The organism is Micromonospora sp. D93 (assembly GCF_018070365.1).
Classification (GTDB): domain Bacteria; phylum Actinomycetota; class Actinomycetes; order Mycobacteriales; family Micromonosporaceae; genus Micromonospora; species Micromonospora ureilytica.
Genome location: NZ_JAGPXW010000028.1, coordinates 1 through 18,802 on the forward strand (window position 1 = coordinate 1; position 18,802 = coordinate 18,802).

Annotated in this window: 14 protein-coding genes; 11 read left to right on the forward strand and 3 right to left on the reverse strand. The window is 71.0% G+C overall.

Annotated features, from left to right (window positions below):
* Positions 1-141 precede the first annotated feature (141 nt).
* Both KBX71_RS25780 and KBX71_RS25785 read right to left on the reverse strand, forming a co-directional pair.
* The gene (locus tag KBX71_RS25780; RefSeq protein ID WP_210820423.1) at positions 142-795 is read right to left on the reverse strand and encodes an MBL fold metallo-hydrolase; all 654 of its coding nucleotides are present in this window, start codon (positions 793-795) and stop codon (positions 142-144) included.
* Positions 796-802: 7 nt separating this feature from the next.
* Complete coding sequence (locus KBX71_RS25785; RefSeq protein WP_210820424.1) at positions 803-1,519, reverse strand: maleylpyruvate isomerase family mycothiol-dependent enzyme; 717 nt, start codon at positions 1,517-1,519, stop codon at positions 803-805.
* A 179-nt stretch (positions 1,520-1,698) separates the two neighbouring features.
* Between KBX71_RS25785 and rsgA the strand changes: the two genes are divergently transcribed.
* The 5 genes from rsgA to KBX71_RS25810 all read left to right on the forward strand — a co-directional run bounded on the left by rsgA (position 1,699) and on the right by KBX71_RS25810 (position 10,260).
* A complete protein-coding gene (gene rsgA / locus KBX71_RS25790; protein ID WP_210820425.1) occupies positions 1,699-2,769 on the forward strand; it encodes a ribosome small subunit-dependent GTPase A in 1,071 nt (356 codons plus the stop codon).
* Between the two features lie 204 nt (positions 2,770-2,973).
* Entirely contained in the window at positions 2,974-5,919 is a 2,946-nt protein-coding gene (gene uvrA / locus KBX71_RS25795; RefSeq protein ID WP_210820426.1) for an excinuclease ABC subunit UvrA, read from the forward strand.
* A 157-nt stretch (positions 5,920-6,076) separates the two neighbouring features.
* Positions 6,077-6,562 (forward strand): Rieske (2Fe-2S) protein, encoded by a 486-nt coding sequence (locus KBX71_RS25800; RefSeq protein WP_210820427.1) that lies wholly within the window; start codon positions 6,077-6,079, stop codon positions 6,560-6,562.
* A 176-nt stretch (positions 6,563-6,738) separates the two neighbouring features.
* The gene (gene uvrC / locus KBX71_RS25805) at positions 6,739-8,727 is read left to right on the forward strand and encodes an excinuclease ABC subunit UvrC (RefSeq protein WP_210820428.1); all 1,989 of its coding nucleotides are present in this window, start codon (positions 6,739-6,741) and stop codon (positions 8,725-8,727) included.
* 873 nt (positions 8,728-9,600) lie between these two features.
* Positions 9,601-10,260 (forward strand): C39 family peptidase, encoded by a 660-nt coding sequence (locus KBX71_RS25810; protein WP_210820123.1) that lies wholly within the window; start codon positions 9,601-9,603, stop codon positions 10,258-10,260.
* A 67-nt stretch (positions 10,261-10,327) separates the two neighbouring features.
* Here KBX71_RS25810 and recQ read toward each other — a convergent pair whose 3' ends face one another.
* Positions 10,328-12,172 carry a DNA helicase RecQ gene (gene recQ, locus KBX71_RS25815; protein ID WP_210820429.1) on the reverse strand — a complete coding sequence of 615 codons (1,845 nt, stop codon included), beginning with the start codon at positions 12,170-12,172 and terminating at the stop codon, positions 10,328-10,330.
* A 268-nt stretch (positions 12,173-12,440) separates the two neighbouring features.
* Here recQ and rapZ point away from each other — a divergent pair, with 268 nt between their 5' ends.
* From rapZ to tpiA, 6 genes are all read left to right on the forward strand, one after another.
* The gene (gene rapZ / locus KBX71_RS25820) at positions 12,441-13,343 is read left to right on the forward strand and encodes an RNase adapter RapZ (RefSeq protein ID WP_210820484.1); all 903 of its coding nucleotides are present in this window, start codon (positions 12,441-12,443) and stop codon (positions 13,341-13,343) included.
* On the forward strand, positions 13,340-14,443 hold the full coding sequence (locus KBX71_RS25825; RefSeq protein ID WP_210820430.1) for a 2-phospho-L-lactate transferase CofD family protein: 1,104 nt from the start codon (positions 13,340-13,342) through the stop codon (positions 14,441-14,443). Before rapZ ends, KBX71_RS25825 begins: the two co-directional genes overlap by 4 nt.
* Before the next feature lie 54 nt (positions 14,444-14,497).
* Positions 14,498-15,478: a DNA-binding protein WhiA gene (whiA, locus tag KBX71_RS25830; RefSeq protein ID WP_030337350.1), complete on the forward strand. Its 981-nt coding sequence runs from the start codon at positions 14,498-14,500 to the stop codon at positions 15,476-15,478.
* A gap of 267 nt (positions 15,479-15,745) precedes the next feature.
* Positions 15,746-16,750 carry a type I glyceraldehyde-3-phosphate dehydrogenase gene (gene gap, locus KBX71_RS25835; protein ID WP_210820431.1) on the forward strand — a complete coding sequence of 335 codons (1,005 nt, stop codon included), beginning with the start codon at positions 15,746-15,748 and terminating at the stop codon, positions 16,748-16,750.
* A gap of 52 nt (positions 16,751-16,802) precedes the next feature.
* Positions 16,803-18,005, forward strand: coding sequence for a phosphoglycerate kinase (gene pgk / locus KBX71_RS25840; protein WP_210820432.1), 1,203 nt, complete (start codon positions 16,803-16,805; stop codon positions 18,003-18,005).
* On the forward strand, positions 18,006-18,797 hold the full coding sequence (gene tpiA / locus KBX71_RS25845) for a triose-phosphate isomerase (protein ID WP_210820433.1): 792 nt from the start codon (positions 18,006-18,008) through the stop codon (positions 18,795-18,797). It begins immediately after the preceding gene.
* Positions 18,798-18,802 lie beyond the last annotated feature (5 nt).

The window sequence follows — 18,802 nt, forward strand, 5'->3', positions numbered from 1 at the left end:
GGCTTGATCCCTGCGCCGGGCACGGCGGGCCCCCGCCCCCGTCGTGGTTCCGGTTTGTGTGGGGGTGCCGCCACCGCCGATCGGGTGTTGATCTTGGTGGTGAACGGTCGACGGTTGGTGATCTTTTTTGGGGTTGGGGGGTTACCAGCCTCTTGCTTTCCACTGGGGGAGGGCGGGGCGTTCGGCGCCCAGGGTGCTGTCCTTGCCGTGGCCCGGGTAGAACCAGGTGTCGTCCGGCAGGTGGTCGAACAGCTTGTGCTCGACGTCGCCGATCAGCGCCGCGAAGCGCTCCGGGTCCTTGTCGGTGTTGCCCACGCCTCCGGGAAAGAGACTGTCGCCGGTGAACAGGTGCGGGGTGCCGGCCGGGTCGCGGTAGAGCAGCGCGATCGAACCCGGGGTGTGCCCCTTGATGTGGATGACCTCCAGCGCGCAGTCGCCGACCGCCACGGTGTCGCCGTCGGCCAGCCGCTCCGCCTCGATCGGCAGCCCCGTCGCGTCGTCGGCGTGCACCAGCGCCCGGGCGCCGGTCTTGGCGACGACCTCCTCCAGCGCCACCCAGTGATCCATGTGCTGGTGGGTCGTCACCACGGCGGTGAGCCCACCGTCACCGATCAGGTCGAGCAGCCGGGGCGCCTCGTTGGCGGCGTCGATCAGCACCTGGTCACCGGTGCCCGTGCAGCGCAGCAGGTAGGCGTTGTTGTCCATCGGGCCCACCGACAGCTTGCTGATGGTCAGCCCGTCCAGCTCCCGAACCGCCGGTGCGCCGCCGTGCGTGACGTCTCCGCTGTATGTCATGACGTTTCTATATCCATTCCGGTGGGGTAGGCAGGGGACCGTCGGGGGTGACGGAGAGCGGGGCGCCGTCGGCACGGCCGATCAGCCAGGCGGCGAGGTCGCGGGCGGGACCGGCGACGATCGGGGCGCCGACCCGCTCCCCGATCACCACCTCATGCCCGTTGCCGTCGAGGCGAAGCACCACCGATGGCGGTGTCGGCCCCGTTGCGTGATGGCTGGCCGCCTCGCGCAGCAGGCGGTGGGCGAACGTCTCCGACCAGTCCGCCGCCCGATAGTCGGCGGCCAGATCGAGGTGGTGCACCTCGATCTCGCGCAGCCGGCCCCAGACGAGCAGCGCGGCCGGCCACGGGCCCTTCCGCGCCTGCACCGTCGCCGCCCAGGCCTCGGCCGGCATCGCCGCGACCGCCTCGGAGAACAGGTCCGCGGTGCGGCGCAGGTCGTCCAGGTGCGCGGTCGGTGGCCGGTTCGAACCGGCTTCGATGTCCGCCGTGCGGGCCTCCAGCGAGGCGTACATCGGTAGCGCCTCCCCGGTGCGGGCCGCGGTGAGCAGGTTGACGAAGCCGTCGGCGTTGCGGGCCAGATGCGCCAGCACGTGGCCGCGCGTCCAGCCGGGCAGCAACGACGCGGCGGCCAGGTCCACGGCGTCGAAAGAAGCGGCGGTACGGAGTAGTCGGCTGGTGGCCGCGTCCACCTCGCCCATCAGCAGCAGCGGATCCGTGGTCACCCGTCGACCCTAGCGGTCCGCCGCCCGCGCCGTCGCCGGGGAAATCGCTTTCGGCGCGTCGGCGCGCGACCTACCGTCAGCGGCAGACGCGGCACCGGGACATCGGACGGAGGTGGTGATCATGCCGGACGTGGCACGCGTGTTCCGCCATCACCAGCTTCGACACCGATGAGGATGCCATGACGATCGATCTGACCGCGCTCGGCTGGGACGCCGAGCGGACGGCGTACGCCGCGCGCCGCGGCGAGCACCAGCCGGGCCGGGTGGCCCGCGTGGACCGGGGGGTCTGCACGGTGCTCACCGCGCTCGGCCCGGTCCGGGCCAGCCTGGGCGGGGCGGTGCTGACCGCCGCCGCGCGGGACCCGTCCGCGCTGCCCTGCGCCGGGGACTGGGTGCTGCTCACCCATTGGCCGGACCGCCGCGTCACAGCGGAGGCGGTGCTGCCGCGGCGGGCCGCGCTGATCCGGCGTACCGCCGGCAAGGACGCCAGCGGCCAGGTGTTGGCCGCCAACCTCGACGCCGCCGCAGTGGTCGAGCCGGTGCACCCCGAGCCGGATGTGGGCCGGATCGAGCGGCTGCTCTCCCTGGTCCACGAGTCCGGCGCCCGGCCACTGGTCGTGCTGACCAAGGCGGACCTCGCGGCTGACCCGACCGCGTTGGCCCGCCAGTTGGCCGCTGTCGCTCCCGGGGTGCCGGTGCTGCCGGTCAGCGCCGAACGTGGCCTCGGGCTGGACCCGCTGCGCGCCGAGGTGGCGCCCGGCCGCACGCTCGGCCTGCTCGGCCCGTCCGGTGCTGGCAAGTCGAGCCTGGTCAACGCCCTCGTCGGGGCGGTGATGATGCCCACCCAGGCGATCCGGCGCGTCGATGGCAAGGGTCGGCACACCACCACCTGGCGGGCTCTCGTACCCATCCCCGGTGGCGGCGCGGTGATCGATACGCCCGGCGTGCGGGCGGTCGGCCTGCTGGACGGCGCGGCCGGGCTCGACCGGGCGTTCGCCGACATCGTCGGGCTGGCCGAGGGCTGCCGGTACGCCGACTGCGGCCACGACGGCGAGCCCGCGTGCGCGGTCCGGGAGGCGCTGCACACCGGCGAGCTCTCCACCCGCCGGTGGGAGAGCTGGCGGCGGTTGCAGGGTGAGGTGACCCACGAGAGCCGACGGCGGGAGGCCCGGGTGGCTGCGGAGCGGCGCGGTGGGTGGCGTTCGGCCCGCCGTCGGGCGGCCCGTCCGCCGACGCCGGGGGGTTACTGACCGAGCGCCTACCGGTGCCGGGCCGGCGGGCTTTCGGAGGGCGCGGCCGACCGGGCTGAGCTGGGGGAATGTGCGGGCGGGGGAAACTGTCATACCTCGGGGCTAGAGTTGCCGAGGCGTGTTTTCCGCGCCCGCACGACCGCTCAAGACCACCCAGAGCGGGACACATCCTTCGCTTCGTCTTCTCCCGGGAGTACACGCACCGTGGCCGACCGACTGATCATCCGTGGCGCGCGCGAGCACAACCTGCGTGACGTCAGTCTCGACCTGCCCCGGGACGCACTCATCGTGTTCACCGGGCTGTCCGGGTCGGGCAAGTCGAGCCTGGCCTTCGACACGATCTTCGCCGAGGGGCAGCGCCGCTACGTCGAGTCGCTCTCGTCGTACGCCCGGCAGTTCCTCGGCCAGATGGACAAGCCAGACGTCGACTTCATCGAGGGCCTGAGCCCGGCCGTCTCGATCGACCAGAAGTCCACCTCGCGTAACCCGCGTTCGACGGTCGGCACCATCACCGAGGTCTACGACTACCTGCGCCTGCTCTACGCCCGCATCGGTGAGCCGCACTGTCCGGTCTGTGGCGAGCGCATCTCGCGGCAGAGCCCGCAGCAGATCGTCGACCGGGTCCTCGCGATGGCCGAGGGCACCAAGTTCATGGTGCTGGCCCCGGTGGTCCGTGGCCGCAAGGGCGAATACGTCGACCTCTTCGCCGAGCTGCAGGCCAAGGGCTATGCCCGGGCCCGGGTCGACGGCGTGGTGCACCCGCTGACCGAGCCGCCGAAGCTCAAGAAGCAGGAGAAGCACACCATCGAGGTGGTGATCGACCGGCTCACCGTCAAGCCGAGCGCCAAGCAGCGGCTCACCGACTCGGTCGAGGCCGCCCTGGGCCTGTCCAGCGGCCTGGTCCTGCTCGACTTCGTCGACCTTCCCGAGGACGACCCGGACCGCGAGCGCCGCTACTCCGAGCACCTGGCCTGCCCCAACGACCACCCGCTCGCCATCGAGGATCTCGAGCCTCGGGTCTTCTCCTTCAACGCGCCCTACGGCGCCTGCCCGGAGTGCACCGGCCTGGGCACCAAGAAGGAGGTCGACCCGGAGCTGCTGGTCCCCGACCCGGAGCGCAGCCTGCGTGAGGGCGCCATCCAGCCCTGGTCCACCGGGCACAACCTGGAATACTTCCTGCGCCTGCTGGAGGCGCTCGGCGAGGCTCAGCACTTCGACATCGACACCCCGTGGCGGGCGTTGCCGGCGCGGGCGCAGAAGACGATCCTGCACGGCTCCGACGATCAGGTGCACGTGCGCTACCGCAACAAGTACGGCCGTGAGCGCTCCTACTACACCGGCTTCGAGGGCGTGGTGCAGTGGATCGAGCGCCGGCACTCCGACACCGAGTCCGAGTGGTCGCGCGACAAGTACGAGGGCTACATGCGTGACGTGCCGTGCGCGGCGTGCGGCGGCGCCCGGCTCAAGCCCGAGGTGCTCGCTGTCACGTTGGCCGGCAAGAGCATCGCCGAGGTCTGCAACCTGTCCGTGGGGGAGTGCGCCGACCTGCTCGCCGGCATCGAGCTGACCGACCGGCAGAAGATGATTGCCGAGCGGGTCCTCAAGGAGATCAACGCTCGACTGCGGTTCCTGCTCGACGTCGGCCTCGACTACCTCTCCCTGGATCGGCCGGCCGGCACGCTGTCCGGCGGTGAGGCACAGCGCATCCGGCTGGCCACCCAGATCGGCTCCGGCCTGGTGGGCGTGCTCTACGTGCTCGACGAGCCGTCGATCGGGCTGCACCAGCGTGACAACCACCGGCTGATCGAGACCTTGATCCGGCTGCGCGGGCTGGGCAACACGCTGATCGTGGTGGAGCACGACGAGGACACCATCCGCACCGCCGACTGGATCGTCGACATCGGGCCCGGCGCGGGCGAGCACGGCGGCAAGATCGTGCACAGCGGCTCGGTGCCGGCGCTGCTGAAGAACAAGGAGTCGATCACCGGGGCGTACCTGTCCGGTCGACGGTCGATCCCGACGCCGACGGGTCGCCGCCCACAGGACCCGGCCCGGGAGTTGGTGGTGCACGGCGCGCGGGAGCACAACCTGCGCAACCTGACCGTCTCGTTCCCGCTGGGCCAGCTGATCGCGGTCACCGGGGTCAGCGGCTCGGGCAAGTCGACGCTTGTCAACGACATCCTGTACGCGGTGCTGGCCAACCAGATCAACGGCGCCCGGCTGGTGCCCGGCCGGCACACCCGGGTCTCCGGTCTGGAGCACGTGGACAAGGTCGTCGGCGTGGACCAGTCGCCGATCGGCCGGACGCCGCGCTCCAACCCGGCCACCTACACCGGTGTCTGGGACCACGTCCGCAAGCTGTTCGCCGAGACGACCGAGGCGAAGGTGCGCGGGTACGGCCCGGGGCGGTTCTCGTTCAACGTCAAGGGCGGGCGCTGCGAGGCGTGCTCGGGTGACGGCACCATCAAGATCGAGATGAACTTCCTGCCCGACGTGTACGTCCCCTGCGAGGTCTGCAAGGGCGCCCGGTACAACCGGGAGACCCTGGAGGTGCACTACAAGGGCAAGACCGTCTCGGACGTGCTGGAGATGCCGATCGAGGAGGCCGCCGAGTTCTTCTCCCCCATCCCGGCCATCCACCGGCACCTCAAGACGCTCGTCGACGTCGGCCTGGGCTACGTCCGCCTCGGTCAGCCCGCGCCGACCCTCTCCGGCGGTGAGGCGCAGCGGGTCAAGCTCGCCTCCGAGCTGCAGAAGCGCTCCACCGGGCGGACGGTCTACGTGCTCGACGAGCCGACCACCGGTCTGCACTTCGAGGACATCCGCAAGCTGCTGATGGTGCTGGAGGGGCTTGTCGACAAGGGCAACACGGTGATCACCATCGAGCACAACCTCGACGTGATCAAGACGGCGGACTGGCTGATCGACATGGGTCCCGAGGGCGGCCACCGCGGCGGCACCGTGCTCGCCACCGGCACTCCCGAGGAGGTCGCCGAGGTGGCGGAGAGCCACACCGGCGAGTTCCTGCGCCAGGTGCTCAAGCTCGACGGCGAGGCCAAGGGTGCGGCTGCCGCCACCACCCGGGCCGCCAAGGCCAACGGCGCGACCAAGACACGGGCCAGCCGTAAGGTGCCGGCCGGCGCACGCTGATCTCTCGGTACGTGTTCGCGGGGCGGGTCGGTTGACGACCCGCCCCGTCCCATTTGCCGGTCGGACGAATGCCGCCGTGAACCATCCGGCACAGTTGCCCGTGTGGAGAAGTGTGGCCGGCTCTTGACCGGCCCAGCGGGCTAGAGAGAGGCGAGGCATGAGTGACGATCAGGCACTGACCGGTCCGGGTACGCAGACACGTCGTACCCTGCTCACCGGCGTCGGGGCGGTCGGCGCGGCCGTCGTCCTGGCTGCCTGCGGCAGCGACGACGGTGGCAGCGGCAGTGACGCACCCACAAGTGGTGGTCCCGCCGTGCCCAGCACCGGCGACGCCGGCGGCGGCGACCGGCAGAAAGCCCAGTCGTTGGCCACCACCGCCGACATCCCGGTCGGAGGCGGCAAGGTCCTCGCCGCCGAGGGTGTGGTCATCACCCAGCCCGCGGCGGGCCAGTTCAAGGGCTTCAGCCCGATCTGTACGCACCAGAACTGCCCGGTGACGAACGTCGACGGCGGCACCATCAACTGCACCTGCCACGGCAGCAAGTTCTCGATCGAGGACGGCTCGGTGAAGGCCGGCCCGGCCACCAAGCCGCTGCCGCCCAAGAACATCAAGGTCACCGGCGACCAGATCTCGCTGGCCTGATCCGACCCGGGCTGGCCCGGCCGCCTTTCGCTGACCGGTCGGCCCGGCGTCGCAGGATCGACTCGCGTTTCCGGAAGTCGGGGTGTTGGCGGTGTGCCGACACCCCGACTTCCGGGACGCCGAGTGGATCACGCGCCTGCGGTGGGCTGTCGGTGCTGCGGACTACGCTTGTTGGCGTGGCTGACCCCTCGACCTACCGCCCCGCACCCGGCACCATCCCGGAGCTACCGGGGGTCTACCGCTTCCGCGACGGCACCGGCCGGGTGATCTACGTCGGCAAGGCGCGAAATCTGCGCAGCCGACTCAACTCCTACTTCGGCGACGTCTGGAACCTGCACGAGCGCACCCGGCAGATGGTCACCACCGCCGAGTCGGTGGACTGGATCACCGTCGGCACCGAGGTCGAGGCGCTCCAGCAGGAGTTCACCTGGATCAAGCAGTACGACCCCCGCTTCAACGTCCGCTACCGCGACGACAAGTCGTACCCCTATCTCGCCGTGACCCTCGACGAGGAGTACCCACGGCTGCAGGTGATGCGCGGCGCCAAGCGCAAGGGCGTGCGTTACTTCGGTCCCTATTCACACGCCTGGGCCATCCGGGAGACCCTCGACCTGCTGCTGCGGGTGTTCCCCGCGCGCACGTGCTCCGCCGGGGTGTTCAAGCGGGCCGGCCAGGTCGGTCGTCCCTGCCTGCTGGGCTACATCGGCAAGTGCTCGGCGCCGTGCGTCGGCACCGTCTCCGCCGACGAACACCGGGCCATCGTCGACGGGTTCTGCGACTTCATGGCCGGGCGCACCGACACCATGGTCCGCAAGATCGAACGCGAGATGACCGAGGCGAGCGAGCAACTGGAGTTCGAGCGGGCCGCCCGGCTACGCGACGACGTGGCCGCGCTGCGCCGGGCCATGGAGAAGCAGACAGTGGTGCTCGGCGACGGCACCGACGCGGACGTCGTCGCGTTCGCCGACGACCCACTCGAGGCGGCCGTGCAGGTCTTCCACGTCCGCGACGGCCGGGTCCGTGGCCAGCGCGGCTGGGTGGTGGAGAAGACCGAGGATCTGACCACCGGGGACCTGGTGCACCACTTCTGCACCCAGGTGTACGGCGGCGAGCACGGCGAGACCGACGTGCCCCGGGAACTGCTGGTCCCCGAGCTGCCCGCGGACGCCGACGCGCTGGCCGAATGGCTCTCCAACCATCGAGGCAGTCGGGTCTCGCTGCGGGTGCCGCAGCGTGGCGACAAACGCTCACTGATGGAGACGGTGGAGCGCAACGCCAAGGACGCGCTGGCCCGGCACAAGCTCAAGCGCTCCGGTGACCTGACCACCCGGGGCAAGGCACTGGACGAGATCAGCGAGGCGCTGGGCATGAGCACCTCGCCGCTGCGCATCGAGTGTTTCGACATCTCCCAGATCCAGGGCACCGACGTGGTCGCCAGCATGGTGGTCTTCGAGGACGGGTTGCCCCGCAAGAGCGAGTACCGGCGGTTCATCGTCCGGGGCGCCACCGACGACCTCTCCGCGATGTCCGAGGTGCTCCGCCGCCGCTTCGCCCGCTACCTGGACGCCAGGGCCGAGACGGGCGAGGTGGGCGTCGAGTCGGCCGACGACGCGGCCGCCCCTGAGGACGCGGTCGAACCGCAGGTCGGTGTCCTGATCGATCCGACCACCGGCCGGCCCCGAAAATTCGCGTACCCGCCGCAGCTGGTGGTCGTCGACGGCGGCGCCCCACAGGTCGCGGCCGCCGCGCAGGCCCTCGCCGACCTGGGCATCGACGACGTGGCCCTGTGCGGGCTGGCCAAGCGGCTGGAGGAGGTGTGGCTCCCGGACGACGAGTTCCCCGTCATCCTCCCGCGCACCTCGGAGGGGCTCTACCTGCTGCAACGGGTGCGTGACGAGGCGCACCGGTTCGCCATCACCTTCCATCGGCAGCGCCGCTCCAAGCGGATGACCGAGTCGGCACTGGACCACGTACCCGGCCTCGGCGAGGTGCGACGCAAGGCGCTGCTGCGGCACTTCGGCTCGCTCAAGCGACTCTCGGCCGCAACCGTCGAAGAGATCACCGAGGTGCCGGGGGTTGGTCGGCGCACCGCCGAGGCGATCCTGGCCGCCCTCGACAAGGACACAAAGGCCGGCGACAGCGCGGAGGCGAAGCCCACCACCTGAGCACTTGTCGGCGCTCGCCCGGCTGAACAGCTCACGCAGACGGTCCTCGCTCGCCCGATGATGGGCGGTCGCGGCCGGGCATGATCGTGCTCGATCCTGGATGTAGTGGCCTCGTTGCGCTGGGAGGGGCCTGTTTCCTGGATCGAGCACGATCATGCGGGCCGCGAGGTTCCGTATGGCGCGCTGCCCCTGGCCGGGCCGGCCGTGCGGCGCGGCTGCCCCGTGCGTCGGGCCGATCCGTGCCCCGCCCCGTCCCGCCTTCGACCGGTCCGGGCGCGCGAACGGGGCGGGCGGGCATGATCGACTCGGCTTTCATGATGTCGGGGTCTCCCCGGCGCCCGGACACCGCGACTTTCAGGAACCCGAGTGGATCGCGTCGCCGTGGCCGCCGTGTCGGGTTCGGTGGGCCGGTAGTGTGCGTGGTTTGTCGGGTTTGGCCTCACTGTCGGGTGGTCGGAGCCACCCCCGTGGCGGAATCGGCGGCCGGGCCGGGTCGTTATACCTGGCAGACCACCGCACCAGTCCGGGTCACGGCGCGCGGGCCTCGCCGGGAAACAGTCGCCGGGCCCTCCCGCCGGGAACATCCGGCAGGCCACCCCGGTTACATCCCCCGCACCGTCGAGCACCACGACGGCCCGGGCATGGCAGCCGCCGGGAACATCTGGCAGGCCGCCTCGGTTACATCCCCCGCACGGCCGAGTACCACAACGGCCCACCCCCTGCGGGTAGGCGGAATTACCCGCCACCGCGAACGGTTACACCCTGTCCCGACGCCGACCCCTTTTTCCGCGGGTCGCCGGGCGCAAATCTTTCCCGCACCACCACACCCCCCGAGGTGGTGCGGGCACCCCCGATGCAGAGGAGCACGCCACCATGCGTACCGATCTGATCCGTAAGACCGCCCTCACCGCCGCTGGTCTCGCCTTCACCGGCGGCGCCATCGCCGGCCCCGTCACCACCGCCTTCGCCGCCCCCAGCGGCAAGCCGGCCACCCAGACCCAGACCGACCGCAAGGGCCACGGCGACCGGGAACTCGGCGTGCGCTACGAAGCCCAGCCGAACTTCTACTACTGCGGCCCCGCCGCCACCCGAAACGCCCTGTCCGTGCAGGGCAAGAACATCAACGTCGACGACATGGCCAAGGAAATGGGCACCACCGAAGCCGGCACCAACTCCATCAACGACATCACCCCCGTCCTGAACAAGGAAACCGGCAAGACTGACGCCTACCGGTCCGTAGAAATCAGCACCCCCGACGCCGACGCGAAGCAGACCGACACCCTGCGCGCCGACATCGTCCGCACCGTCGACGACGGTAGGGCCGTGGTCGCGAACATCGCCGGCACCAGCACCGACACCGTCGGCACCACCCACTCCTACCAGGGCGGGCACTACATCAGCGTCGTCGGCTACCACGACAACGGCAACACCGTCACCATCGCCGACTCCGCCGACCCCAACCAAGCCGCCTACCAGATCACCGTCGAGCACCTCGCCGACTGGATCGCCACCCGCGGCTACGCCACCAGCTGACACCCAACACCACACACGAAGCGAAGGGCCGGACCCCACCACAGGGGCCCGGCCCTTCGGCATGACCTCAGTCGGTGGCGAGGACGGCCAGGATCTGCTCGCCGTACTTGGCGAGTTTGTTCTCGCCGACCCCGCTGACGCGGGACAGGTCGGCCAGGGTGCTGGGCGCGTCGCTGGCGATCTGTCGCAGGGTGGCATCGTGGAAGATCACGTACGCCGGGACGCCCTGCTCTTTCGCGCTCGTCGCACGCCAGCCGCGCAGCCGCTCGAACAACGAGGCGGCGGCCGGGGTCAGTTCGGCGACGACTGTGGACGAGCCGCGCGGCTTCGATGAGCGGCTCGATGCCGGCTTCTCCGGTTCGCGGCGGAGGGTGACCGTGCGGCGGCGACCGAGGACGTCGGCGCTCGCCTCGGTCAGCACCAGGGTGCCGTAGTCGCCCTCCACGGCGAGGAGCCCCTCGGCGAGCAGTTGCCGGACCACGCCCCGCCACTCGGCCTCGCCGAGCTCGGAGCCGATGCCGAAGACGGTCAGGGAGTCGTGACCGTACTGGCTGATTTTGTCGTTCTGTTTGCCGAGCAGGATGTCGATGCAGTGCCCGGCGCCGAAGCGCTGGTTGCGTTCGCGGTCGAGGCGGAAGACGGCGGACAGCAACTTCTGGGCGGCGACGGTGCCGTCCCAGGACTCGGGTGGGGTGAGGCAGGTGTCGCAGTTGCCGCAGGCGGCCGTTGTCGTCTCGCCGAAGTATTCGAGCAGTTGGACCCGCCGGCAGCGCACCGTCTCGCAGAGGGCGAGCATGGCGTCCAGGTGCGCGGCTAGGTTGCGGCGGTGGGCGAGGTCGCCATCGGAGGTCTCGATCATCTTGCGTTGCTGGACCACGTCCTGCAGCCCGTACGCGAGCCAGGCGGTGGACGGCAGGCCGTCGCGGCCGGCGCGGCCGGTTTCCTGGTAGTAGCCCTCGACGGATTTGGGCAGGTCGAGGTGGGCGACGAAGCGGACGTCGGGCTTGTCGATGCCCATGCCGAAGGCGATGGTGGCCACCATGACCAGGCCGTCTTCCCGCAGGAAACGCTGTTGGTTGCGAGCGCGGGTGCCCGCGTCCAGCCCGGCGTGGTACGGCAGCGCGGCGACCCCGTTGGCGGTGAGGAACTCCGCCGTCTTGTCGACCGAGGCCCGGGACAGGCAGTAGACGATGCCGGCGTCGCCGGGGTGCTCGTCGCGCAGCAGGGTCAGCAGTTGCTTGCGGGGCTCGCGTTTGGGCACGATCCGGTACTGGATGTTGGGCCGGTCGAAGCTGGCCACGAAGTGCCGAGCGTCGTCGAGGTTGAGTCGGGTCGCGATTTCGGTGCGGGTGGCGCTGGTCGCGGTGGCGGTCAGCGCGATGCGGGGGACCTCGGGCCAGCGTTCGTGCAGCATCGACAGGGCGAGGTAGTCGGGGCGGAAGTCGTGCCCCCACTGGGACACGCAGTGCGCCTCGTCGATCGCGAAGAGGGAGATGCGCCCCCGGTCGAGCAGGGCGAGGGTGGACCGGACGCCGAGCGCCTCCGGGGCCAGGTAGAGCAGGTCCAACTCGCCGGCGACGAAGGCGGCTTCCACCCGCCGTCGGGCGTCCAGGGTCTGGGTCGAGTTGAGGAAGCCGGCGCGGACGCCGACCGCGGTGAGGGCGTCGACCTGGTCCTGCATGAGCGCGATCAGCGGGGACACGACGACGGCGACCCCGTCGCGGACCAGGGCCGGGATCTGGTAGCACAGGGACTTGCCACCACCGGTGGGCATCAGCACCAGTGCGTCGCCGCCGGCGACCACATGGTCGATCACGTCCTGCTGGAAACCACGGAACGCGTCGTAGCCGAAGACCCGGCCCAGCACGTCCAGGGCGTCGGAAGCGGCACGCAGGTCGGTGGGAGAAGCCATCCGGGGAGTCTACGAGCCGACGCCGACAGCGCCCGTCCGGCGCACCCGGGTCGGGTGGTCCGGACGGGCGACGCGGTCAGCCGGGCTGGTGGGCTCGGTGTCGGGGGAGCGACCGTCGACATGGTCCGCAGGCACCGTCCGGCCACGGGTGCCGGGCCACGACCCGGCGGCGGGATAGAGTCGCTGATTGACCAATCGCGGCCGAGGGCGGCCGCGGCGCCACGGCTTGGGGGTACGGGTGAGCGAGGCGCGCACAACCGGTGACCGGATCGACGGCCCGGATGCCAATGACGAGCAGCTGGCGGCCGAGTCGGAGACCACCCTCGTGGTGGTCACCGGCCTCTCCGGGGGCGGCCGAAGCACTGTCGCCCGGGCGTTGGAAAACGTCGGCTACTACGTCGTGGACAACCTGCCACAGGCCCTGATGCTGGACATGGCCGAGTTGGCGTTCAAGGCGGGCGGCGCGGCCCGGCGTACCGCGATGGTGCTGGACGTGCGGTCGCGGGCCTTCTCGACGGACCTGGCCGGGGCGATCCGGGAGCTCAAGGAACGCGGGTTCTCGCCCCGGGTGGTCTTCGTCGACGCCGACGACGAGGTGCTGATCCGGCGGTTCGAGAGCGTTCGGCGTTCGCACCCGTTGCAGGGTGACGGGCGGCTGGCCGACGGCATCGCCGTGGAGCGCGGTCTGCTGGAGGAGGCGCGCGACCAGGCCGACGTGATCATCGACACCAGCCACCTGAACGTCAACCAGCTTCGGCGGCGCATCGAGGAGCTGTTCGGCGGCGAGGACGCCCGCCGGCTGCGGGTCACCGTGCTGTCGTTCGGCTTCAAGTACGGCCTGCCGCCGGACGCCGATTTCGTGTTGGACGCCCGCTTCCTGCCGAATCCGTACTGGGTGCCGGAGTTGCGGGAGCACACCGGGCGGGAGGAGGCGGTCAGCGCGTACGTGCTGGGCCAGGAGGGCGCGGACGCCTTCGTCGCCTCGTACGCCGACCTGGTCAACGCCACCACGAGCGGCTTCGAGCGGGAGGGCAAGCGGTACCTCACGGTCGCCGTGGGCTGCACCGGCGGCAAGCACCGCAGCGTGGCCATCGCCGAGGAGTTGGCCAGCCGACTGCGTCACTCCGGGCTGGCGGCGAACGCCCAGCACCGCGACCTGGGGCGGGAATGACGGCCCGGCGGGTGGTGGCGTTCGGCGGCGGGCACGGGCTGTCCGCCTCGTTGCGGGCGCTGCGCCACTGCGCTCCCGAACTCGACCTCGACATCACCGCGGTGGTGACTGTGGGTGACGACGGCGGCTCCAGTGGTCGGCTGCGGGCCGAGCGGGGTGGCCTGCCGCCGGGAGATCTGCGCCAGGCGCTTGTGGCGTTGGCCGGGGATCACCCGGCCACCCGGCGCAGCGCCGGGCTGTTCCAGCACCGCTTCGCCGCCGTACCGGTGGGCGTACCTCGATCGGGGGCGACCGACGGGAGCCCGGCGGTGGGCGACGACCCGGACCGGGACGGCGTGGCCCCGCGCGGCACCGACGGGGCGTCGGCCGGCACCGACGGGGCGTGGGCCGGCGGGGCGTCGGCCGGCACCGACGGTCTGACCGGGCACGCGGTGGGCAACCTGGTGCTCTGCGGCCTTATGGAGCTGCTCGGCGACCCGGTGGCCGCGCTGGAGCACGCCGGCGCGATGCTCGGCGCCGTCGGCCGGGTGTTGCCGATGTCCCGCCAACCGGTCGGCATCGAGGCTCGGGTACGCGGCGTCGACCCGGCCGCCCCCGACGAGGTGCGTACGGTGAGTGGCCAGCACCAGGTGGCCGTCACCACCGGGCGGGTCGAGTCGCTGCGGCTCACCCCGAGCGCCCCACCGGCCTGCGCCGAGGCCATCGAGGCGATCCGGGCAGCCGATTGGTTGATCTTCGGGCCGGGCAGCTGGTACACGAGTGTGCTTCCGCACCTGCTGGTGCCGCAGTTGGCCGACGCGATCGTGTCCACCTCGGCGCGGCGGCTGGTCACGCTGAACCTCGCCGCGGAGAAGGAAACCCTCGGGCTTTCGGTCGCCGACCATCTCGCGGCCCTGCACTGGTACCTGCCCGAGCTCAAGGTGGATCTTGTGCTCGCCGATGCCAAGGCGGTGGGTGACCCCGAACCGGTCGAACGTGCGGCAGAATCGCTGGGTGCCCGCCTGGTCCTCGCCCCCGTCGCCGTTGTCGACGGGACTCCCCGCCATGATCCGGCTGCCCTGGGCGCCGCGCTGGTGCCTGTACTGGGTGCCGATCGTTAGACACGTACGTAATCTCCGGCGACACGCCGGAACAGGTCCGTGAGGGGACGCACAATGGCGATGACGGCCGCGGTCAAGGACGAGCTGAGTCGGGTCGACGTGCCCAAGCCCTGCTGCCGACGGGCGGAGATGGCCGCTTTGCTGCGCTTCGCCGGCGGGCTGCACATCGTCTCCGGCCGCGTGGTGGTGGAGGCTGAACTGGACACCGGGGCGGTGGCCCGGCGGCTGCGCCGGGAGATCGCCGAGGTCTACGGCTACCCCAGCGAGATCCACGTGCTGGCCTCCGGTGGGCTGCGCAAGGGCAGCCATTTCATCGTGCGGGTGGTCAAGGACGGCGAGGCCCTCGCGCGGCAGACCGGCCTGCTCGACGTGCGGGGTCGCCCGGTGCGGGGGCTGCCCCCGCACGTGGTGGCGGCGAACGTCTGCTGCGCGGTCTCCGCGTGGCGGGGCGCGTTCATGGCCCACGGCTCGCTCACCGAGCCCGGCCGCTCCAGCGCGCTGGAGATCACCTGCCCGGGGCCGGAGTCGGCGTTGGCGCTTGTCGGCGCGGCCCGCCGCATCGGCATCACCGCGAAGAACCGCGAGGTACGCGGGGTGGACCGGGTGGTCGTCAAGGACGGTGACGCGATCGCCGCGCTGCTCACCCGGATCGGCGCCCACTCCAGCGTGCTGGCCTGGGAGGAGCGTCGGGTACGCCGCGAGGTGCGGGCCACCGCCAACCGGCTCGCCAACTTCGACGACGCCAACCTGCGCCGCTCGGCGCGGGCGGCGGTCGCCGCCGCCGCCCGGGTCACCCGCGCGCTGGAGATCCTCGCCGACGAGGCGCCCAACCACCTGACCGACGCCGGGCGGCTGCGCCTGGAGCACCGGCAGGCGTCGCTGGAGGAGTTGGGTGCCCTGGCCGACCCCCCGCTGACCAAGGACGCCATCGCGGGGCGGATCCGCCGGCTCCTCGCGCTGGCCGACAAGCGGGCCCGCGACCTCGGCATCCCGGATACGGAAGCAGCCGTCACGCCCGACATGCTCGTGGTCTGATAGGACGGTGGGGCCGCACGGTGCGCCCGGGAGCACGACCCGGCGCAGCGTGGTCTCGCACGCTCGGATAGGGTCGCTGAGTACGGCAAGGGGGCCGACACCGGCACTTCTCGTCGTGCCCACCGCCTCGGGGCGGTCAGGTCCTCAGACCGCGCGGCGGGGTGGCCGAGTTGAACCGTCGACGGCCGGCTCCAACGGTCGGCGCACACCATTCCCGCCGGCCCGTTGTCTGAAGCCGGCGGACCAGAACGCGAGGAGATGGGACCTGTGACCACCCGGGTTGGCATCAACGGCTTTGGCCGAATCGGCCGTAACTTCTTCCGGGCAGTGCTGGCGTCTGACGCCGACATCGAGATCGTGGCGGTGAACGACCTGACCGACAACGCCACGCTCGCCCACCTGCTCAAGTACGACAGCATCCTCGGTCGCCTGCCCTTCGAGGTCAAGGCCACCGCCGACGAGATCACCGTCGGTGGCAAGACCATGAAGGCGTACGCCGAGAAGGACCCGTCGAAGCTGCCGTGGGGCGAGGTCGGCGCCGACGTCGTCATCGAGTCGACCGGCTTCTTCACCGACGCCACCAAGGCCAAGGCGCACGTCGACGGCGGGGCCAAGAAGGTCATCATCTCCGCCCCGGCGAAGAACGAGGACGTCACCGTCGTCATGGGTGTCAACCACGACACCTACGACCCGGCGAAGCACACCATCATCTCCAACGCCTCGTGCACCACCAACTGCCTCGCCCCGATGGCGAAGGTCCTGCACGACACGTTCGGCATCCAGCACGGTCTGATGACGACGATCCACGCGTACACCCAGGACCAGAACCTTCAGGACGCGCCGCACTCGGACCTGCGTCGGGCCCGGGCCGCCGCGCTGAACATCGTGCCGACCTCGACCGGCGCCGCCAAGGCGATCGGTCTGGTCCTGCCGGACCTCAAGGGCAAGCTCGACGGGTACGCCCTGCGGGTGCCGATCCCGACCGGCTCGGTCACCGACCTCACCGTCAACGTGGGTCGCGAGACCACCGTGGACGAGGTCAACGCCGCGCTGAAGGCCGCCGCGGACGGCCCGCTCAAGGGCATCCTGGTCTACAACGAGGACCCGATCGTCTCCACCGACATCGTGACCGACCCGGCGTCGTGCATCTTCGACGCGCCGCTGACCAAGGTCGTCGGCAACCAGGTCAAGGTCGTCGGCTGGTACGACAACGAGTGGGGCTACTCCAACCGGCTGGTCGACCTGGTCAAGTTGGTCGGTTCGTCGCTGTGAGCGCGAGGAGTGAGCTTGCGAGCCCCGCAGTCGCGAACGGAAGGCTAGCTCTGTGAGTGCCCTCCGGACCCTCGACGACCTGCTCGCCGAGGGGGTGTCGGGTCGGCGCGTGCTGGTGCGCGCCGACCTGAACGTCCCGCTCGACAAGCAGACCGGTGCCATCACTGATGACGGCCGGATCCGCGCGGTGCTGCCGACCCTCGGCGCGCTGGTCGAGGCCGGCGCGAAGGTGGTCGTCTGCTCGCACCTGGGCCGCCCGAAGGGCGCTCCGGACCCGCAGTTCAGCCTGGGCCCGGTCGCCGGGCGGCTCGGTGAGCTGCTCGGCGCGCCTGTGCACTTCGCCACCGACACCGTTGGTGATTCCGCCCGCTCCACAGTGGCCGGGCTGGCCGACGGTCAGGTCGCCCTCCTGGAGAACCTGCGCTTCAACGCCGGTGAGACCAGCAAGGACGAGGCCGAGCGGGGTGCCTTCGCCGACCACCTCGCCGCGTTCGGAGACGCGTACGTGGACGACGCGTTCGGCGCCGTGCACCGCAAGCACGCCAGCGTCTTCGACGTACCGGCCCGGTTGCCGCACGTCGCGGGCCGGCTGGTGCTGCGTGAGGTCGAGGTCCTCTCCAAGCTCACCGCTGACCCGGAGCGCCCGTACGTGGTGGTGCTCGGTGGGTCGAAGGTGTCCGACAAGCTCGCCGTGATCGAGGCTCTGCTGCCCACTGTCGACCGGCTGCTCATCGGTGGCGGGATGTGCTTCACCTTCCTGAAGGCCCAGGGCCTGGAGGTGGGCACCTCGCTGCTGGAGAAGGACATGGTCGAGACCTGCCGCAACCTGCTGGAGCGGTCCGGCGGCAAGATCATGCTCCCGGTCGACGTGGTGGTCGCGGACGCGTTCGCTCCGGACGCGGCGCACGACACGGTCCGGGTCGACGGCATCCCGAGCCACCGGCTCGGCCTGGATGTCGGCCCGGAGACGGTGGCCGGCTTCAGCGCCGCGCTGTCCCAGGCGAAGACGATCTTCTGGAACGGCCCGATGGGCGTGTTCGAGATGCCGGCGTTCGCGGCGGGCACCCGGGGGATCGCCGAGGCGATCACCAAGGCCGACGCGTTCAGCGTCGTCGGCGGCGGCGACTCCGCTGCGGCGGTGCGTGCGTTGCGGCTGGACGAGACTGATTTCAATCACATCTCCACCGGTGGTGGCGCCTCCCTGGAATACCTCGAGGGCAAGACCCTCCCCGGCATCGCGGCCCTGGAGAACTGAATGTCGAGCACGACCCGCCGGCCGTTGATGGCCGGCAACTGGAAGATGAACCTCAACCACCTCGAGGCCAACCTGCTGGTGCAGAAGCTGGCGGCGAGCCTCACCGAGAAGCAGCTCACCGCCGTCGAGACCGTCGTGTTGCCGCCCTTCACCGACCTGCGAACCGTGCAGACGGCGGTGGACGGCGACAAGCTGCTCATCGGCTACGGCGCACAGGACCTCTCCCCGCACGCGTCCGGCGCGTACACCGGGGACATCTCCGGGCCGATGCTGGCCAAGCTCGGCTGCACGTACGTGGTGGTCGGGCACTCCGAGCGGCGGGCCTACCACCACGAGGACGACGCGTTGGTCAACGCCAAGGTCAAGGCGGCGCTGACGCACGGCCTGACGCCGATCCTGTGCGTGGGGGAGGGGCTGGACATTCGCGAGCAGGGCACCCACGTGGCGCACTGCTCCGACCAGCTCGACGGGGGACTGGCCGGGCTCACCCCCGAGCAGGTGCGGCAGGTCGTGATCGCGTACGAGCCGGTCTGGGCGATCGGCACGGGCAAGACCGCGACCCCGGACGACGCCCAGGAGGTCTGCGGGGCGGTGCGTCAGCGACTGGCGGAACGCTTCGACCAGGAGACCGCCGACCAGGTTCGGGTCCTCTACGGCGGCTCGGTCAAGGCGTCCAACATCGCCTCGATCATGGGCCAGGCGGACGTGGACGGGGGTCTGGTGGGGGGCGCCAGCCTGGACGCGGAGGAATTCGCTCAGATCTGCCGGTTCCCGGAGCACCTCGCCCGCTGATCGCT

Coding starts and splice junctions, on each gene's coding strand:
- KBX71_RS25810 (WP_210820123.1), top strand. CDS start 9,601: ATGCGTACCGATCTGATCCGTAAGACCGCCCTCACCGCCGCTGGTCTC.
- KBX71_RS25800 (WP_210820427.1), top strand. CDS start 6,077: ATGAGTGACGATCAGGCACTGACCGGTCCGGGTACGCAGACACGTCGT.
- recQ (WP_210820429.1), bottom strand. CDS start 12,172: ATGGCTTCTCCCACCGACCTGCGTGCCGCTTCCGACGCCCTGGACGTG.
- rsgA (WP_210820425.1), top strand. CDS start 1,699: ATGACGATCGATCTGACCGCGCTCGGCTGGGACGCCGAGCGGACGGCG.
- whiA (WP_030337350.1), top strand. CDS start 14,498: ATGGCGATGACGGCCGCGGTCAAGGACGAGCTGAGTCGGGTCGACGTG.
- tpiA (WP_210820433.1), top strand. CDS start 18,006: ATGTCGAGCACGACCCGCCGGCCGTTGATGGCCGGCAACTGGAAGATG.
- KBX71_RS25825 (WP_210820430.1), top strand. CDS start 13,340: ATGACGGCCCGGCGGGTGGTGGCGTTCGGCGGCGGGCACGGGCTGTCC.
- KBX71_RS25780 (WP_210820423.1), bottom strand. CDS start 795: ATGACATACAGCGGAGACGTCACGCACGGCGGCGCACCGGCGGTTCGG.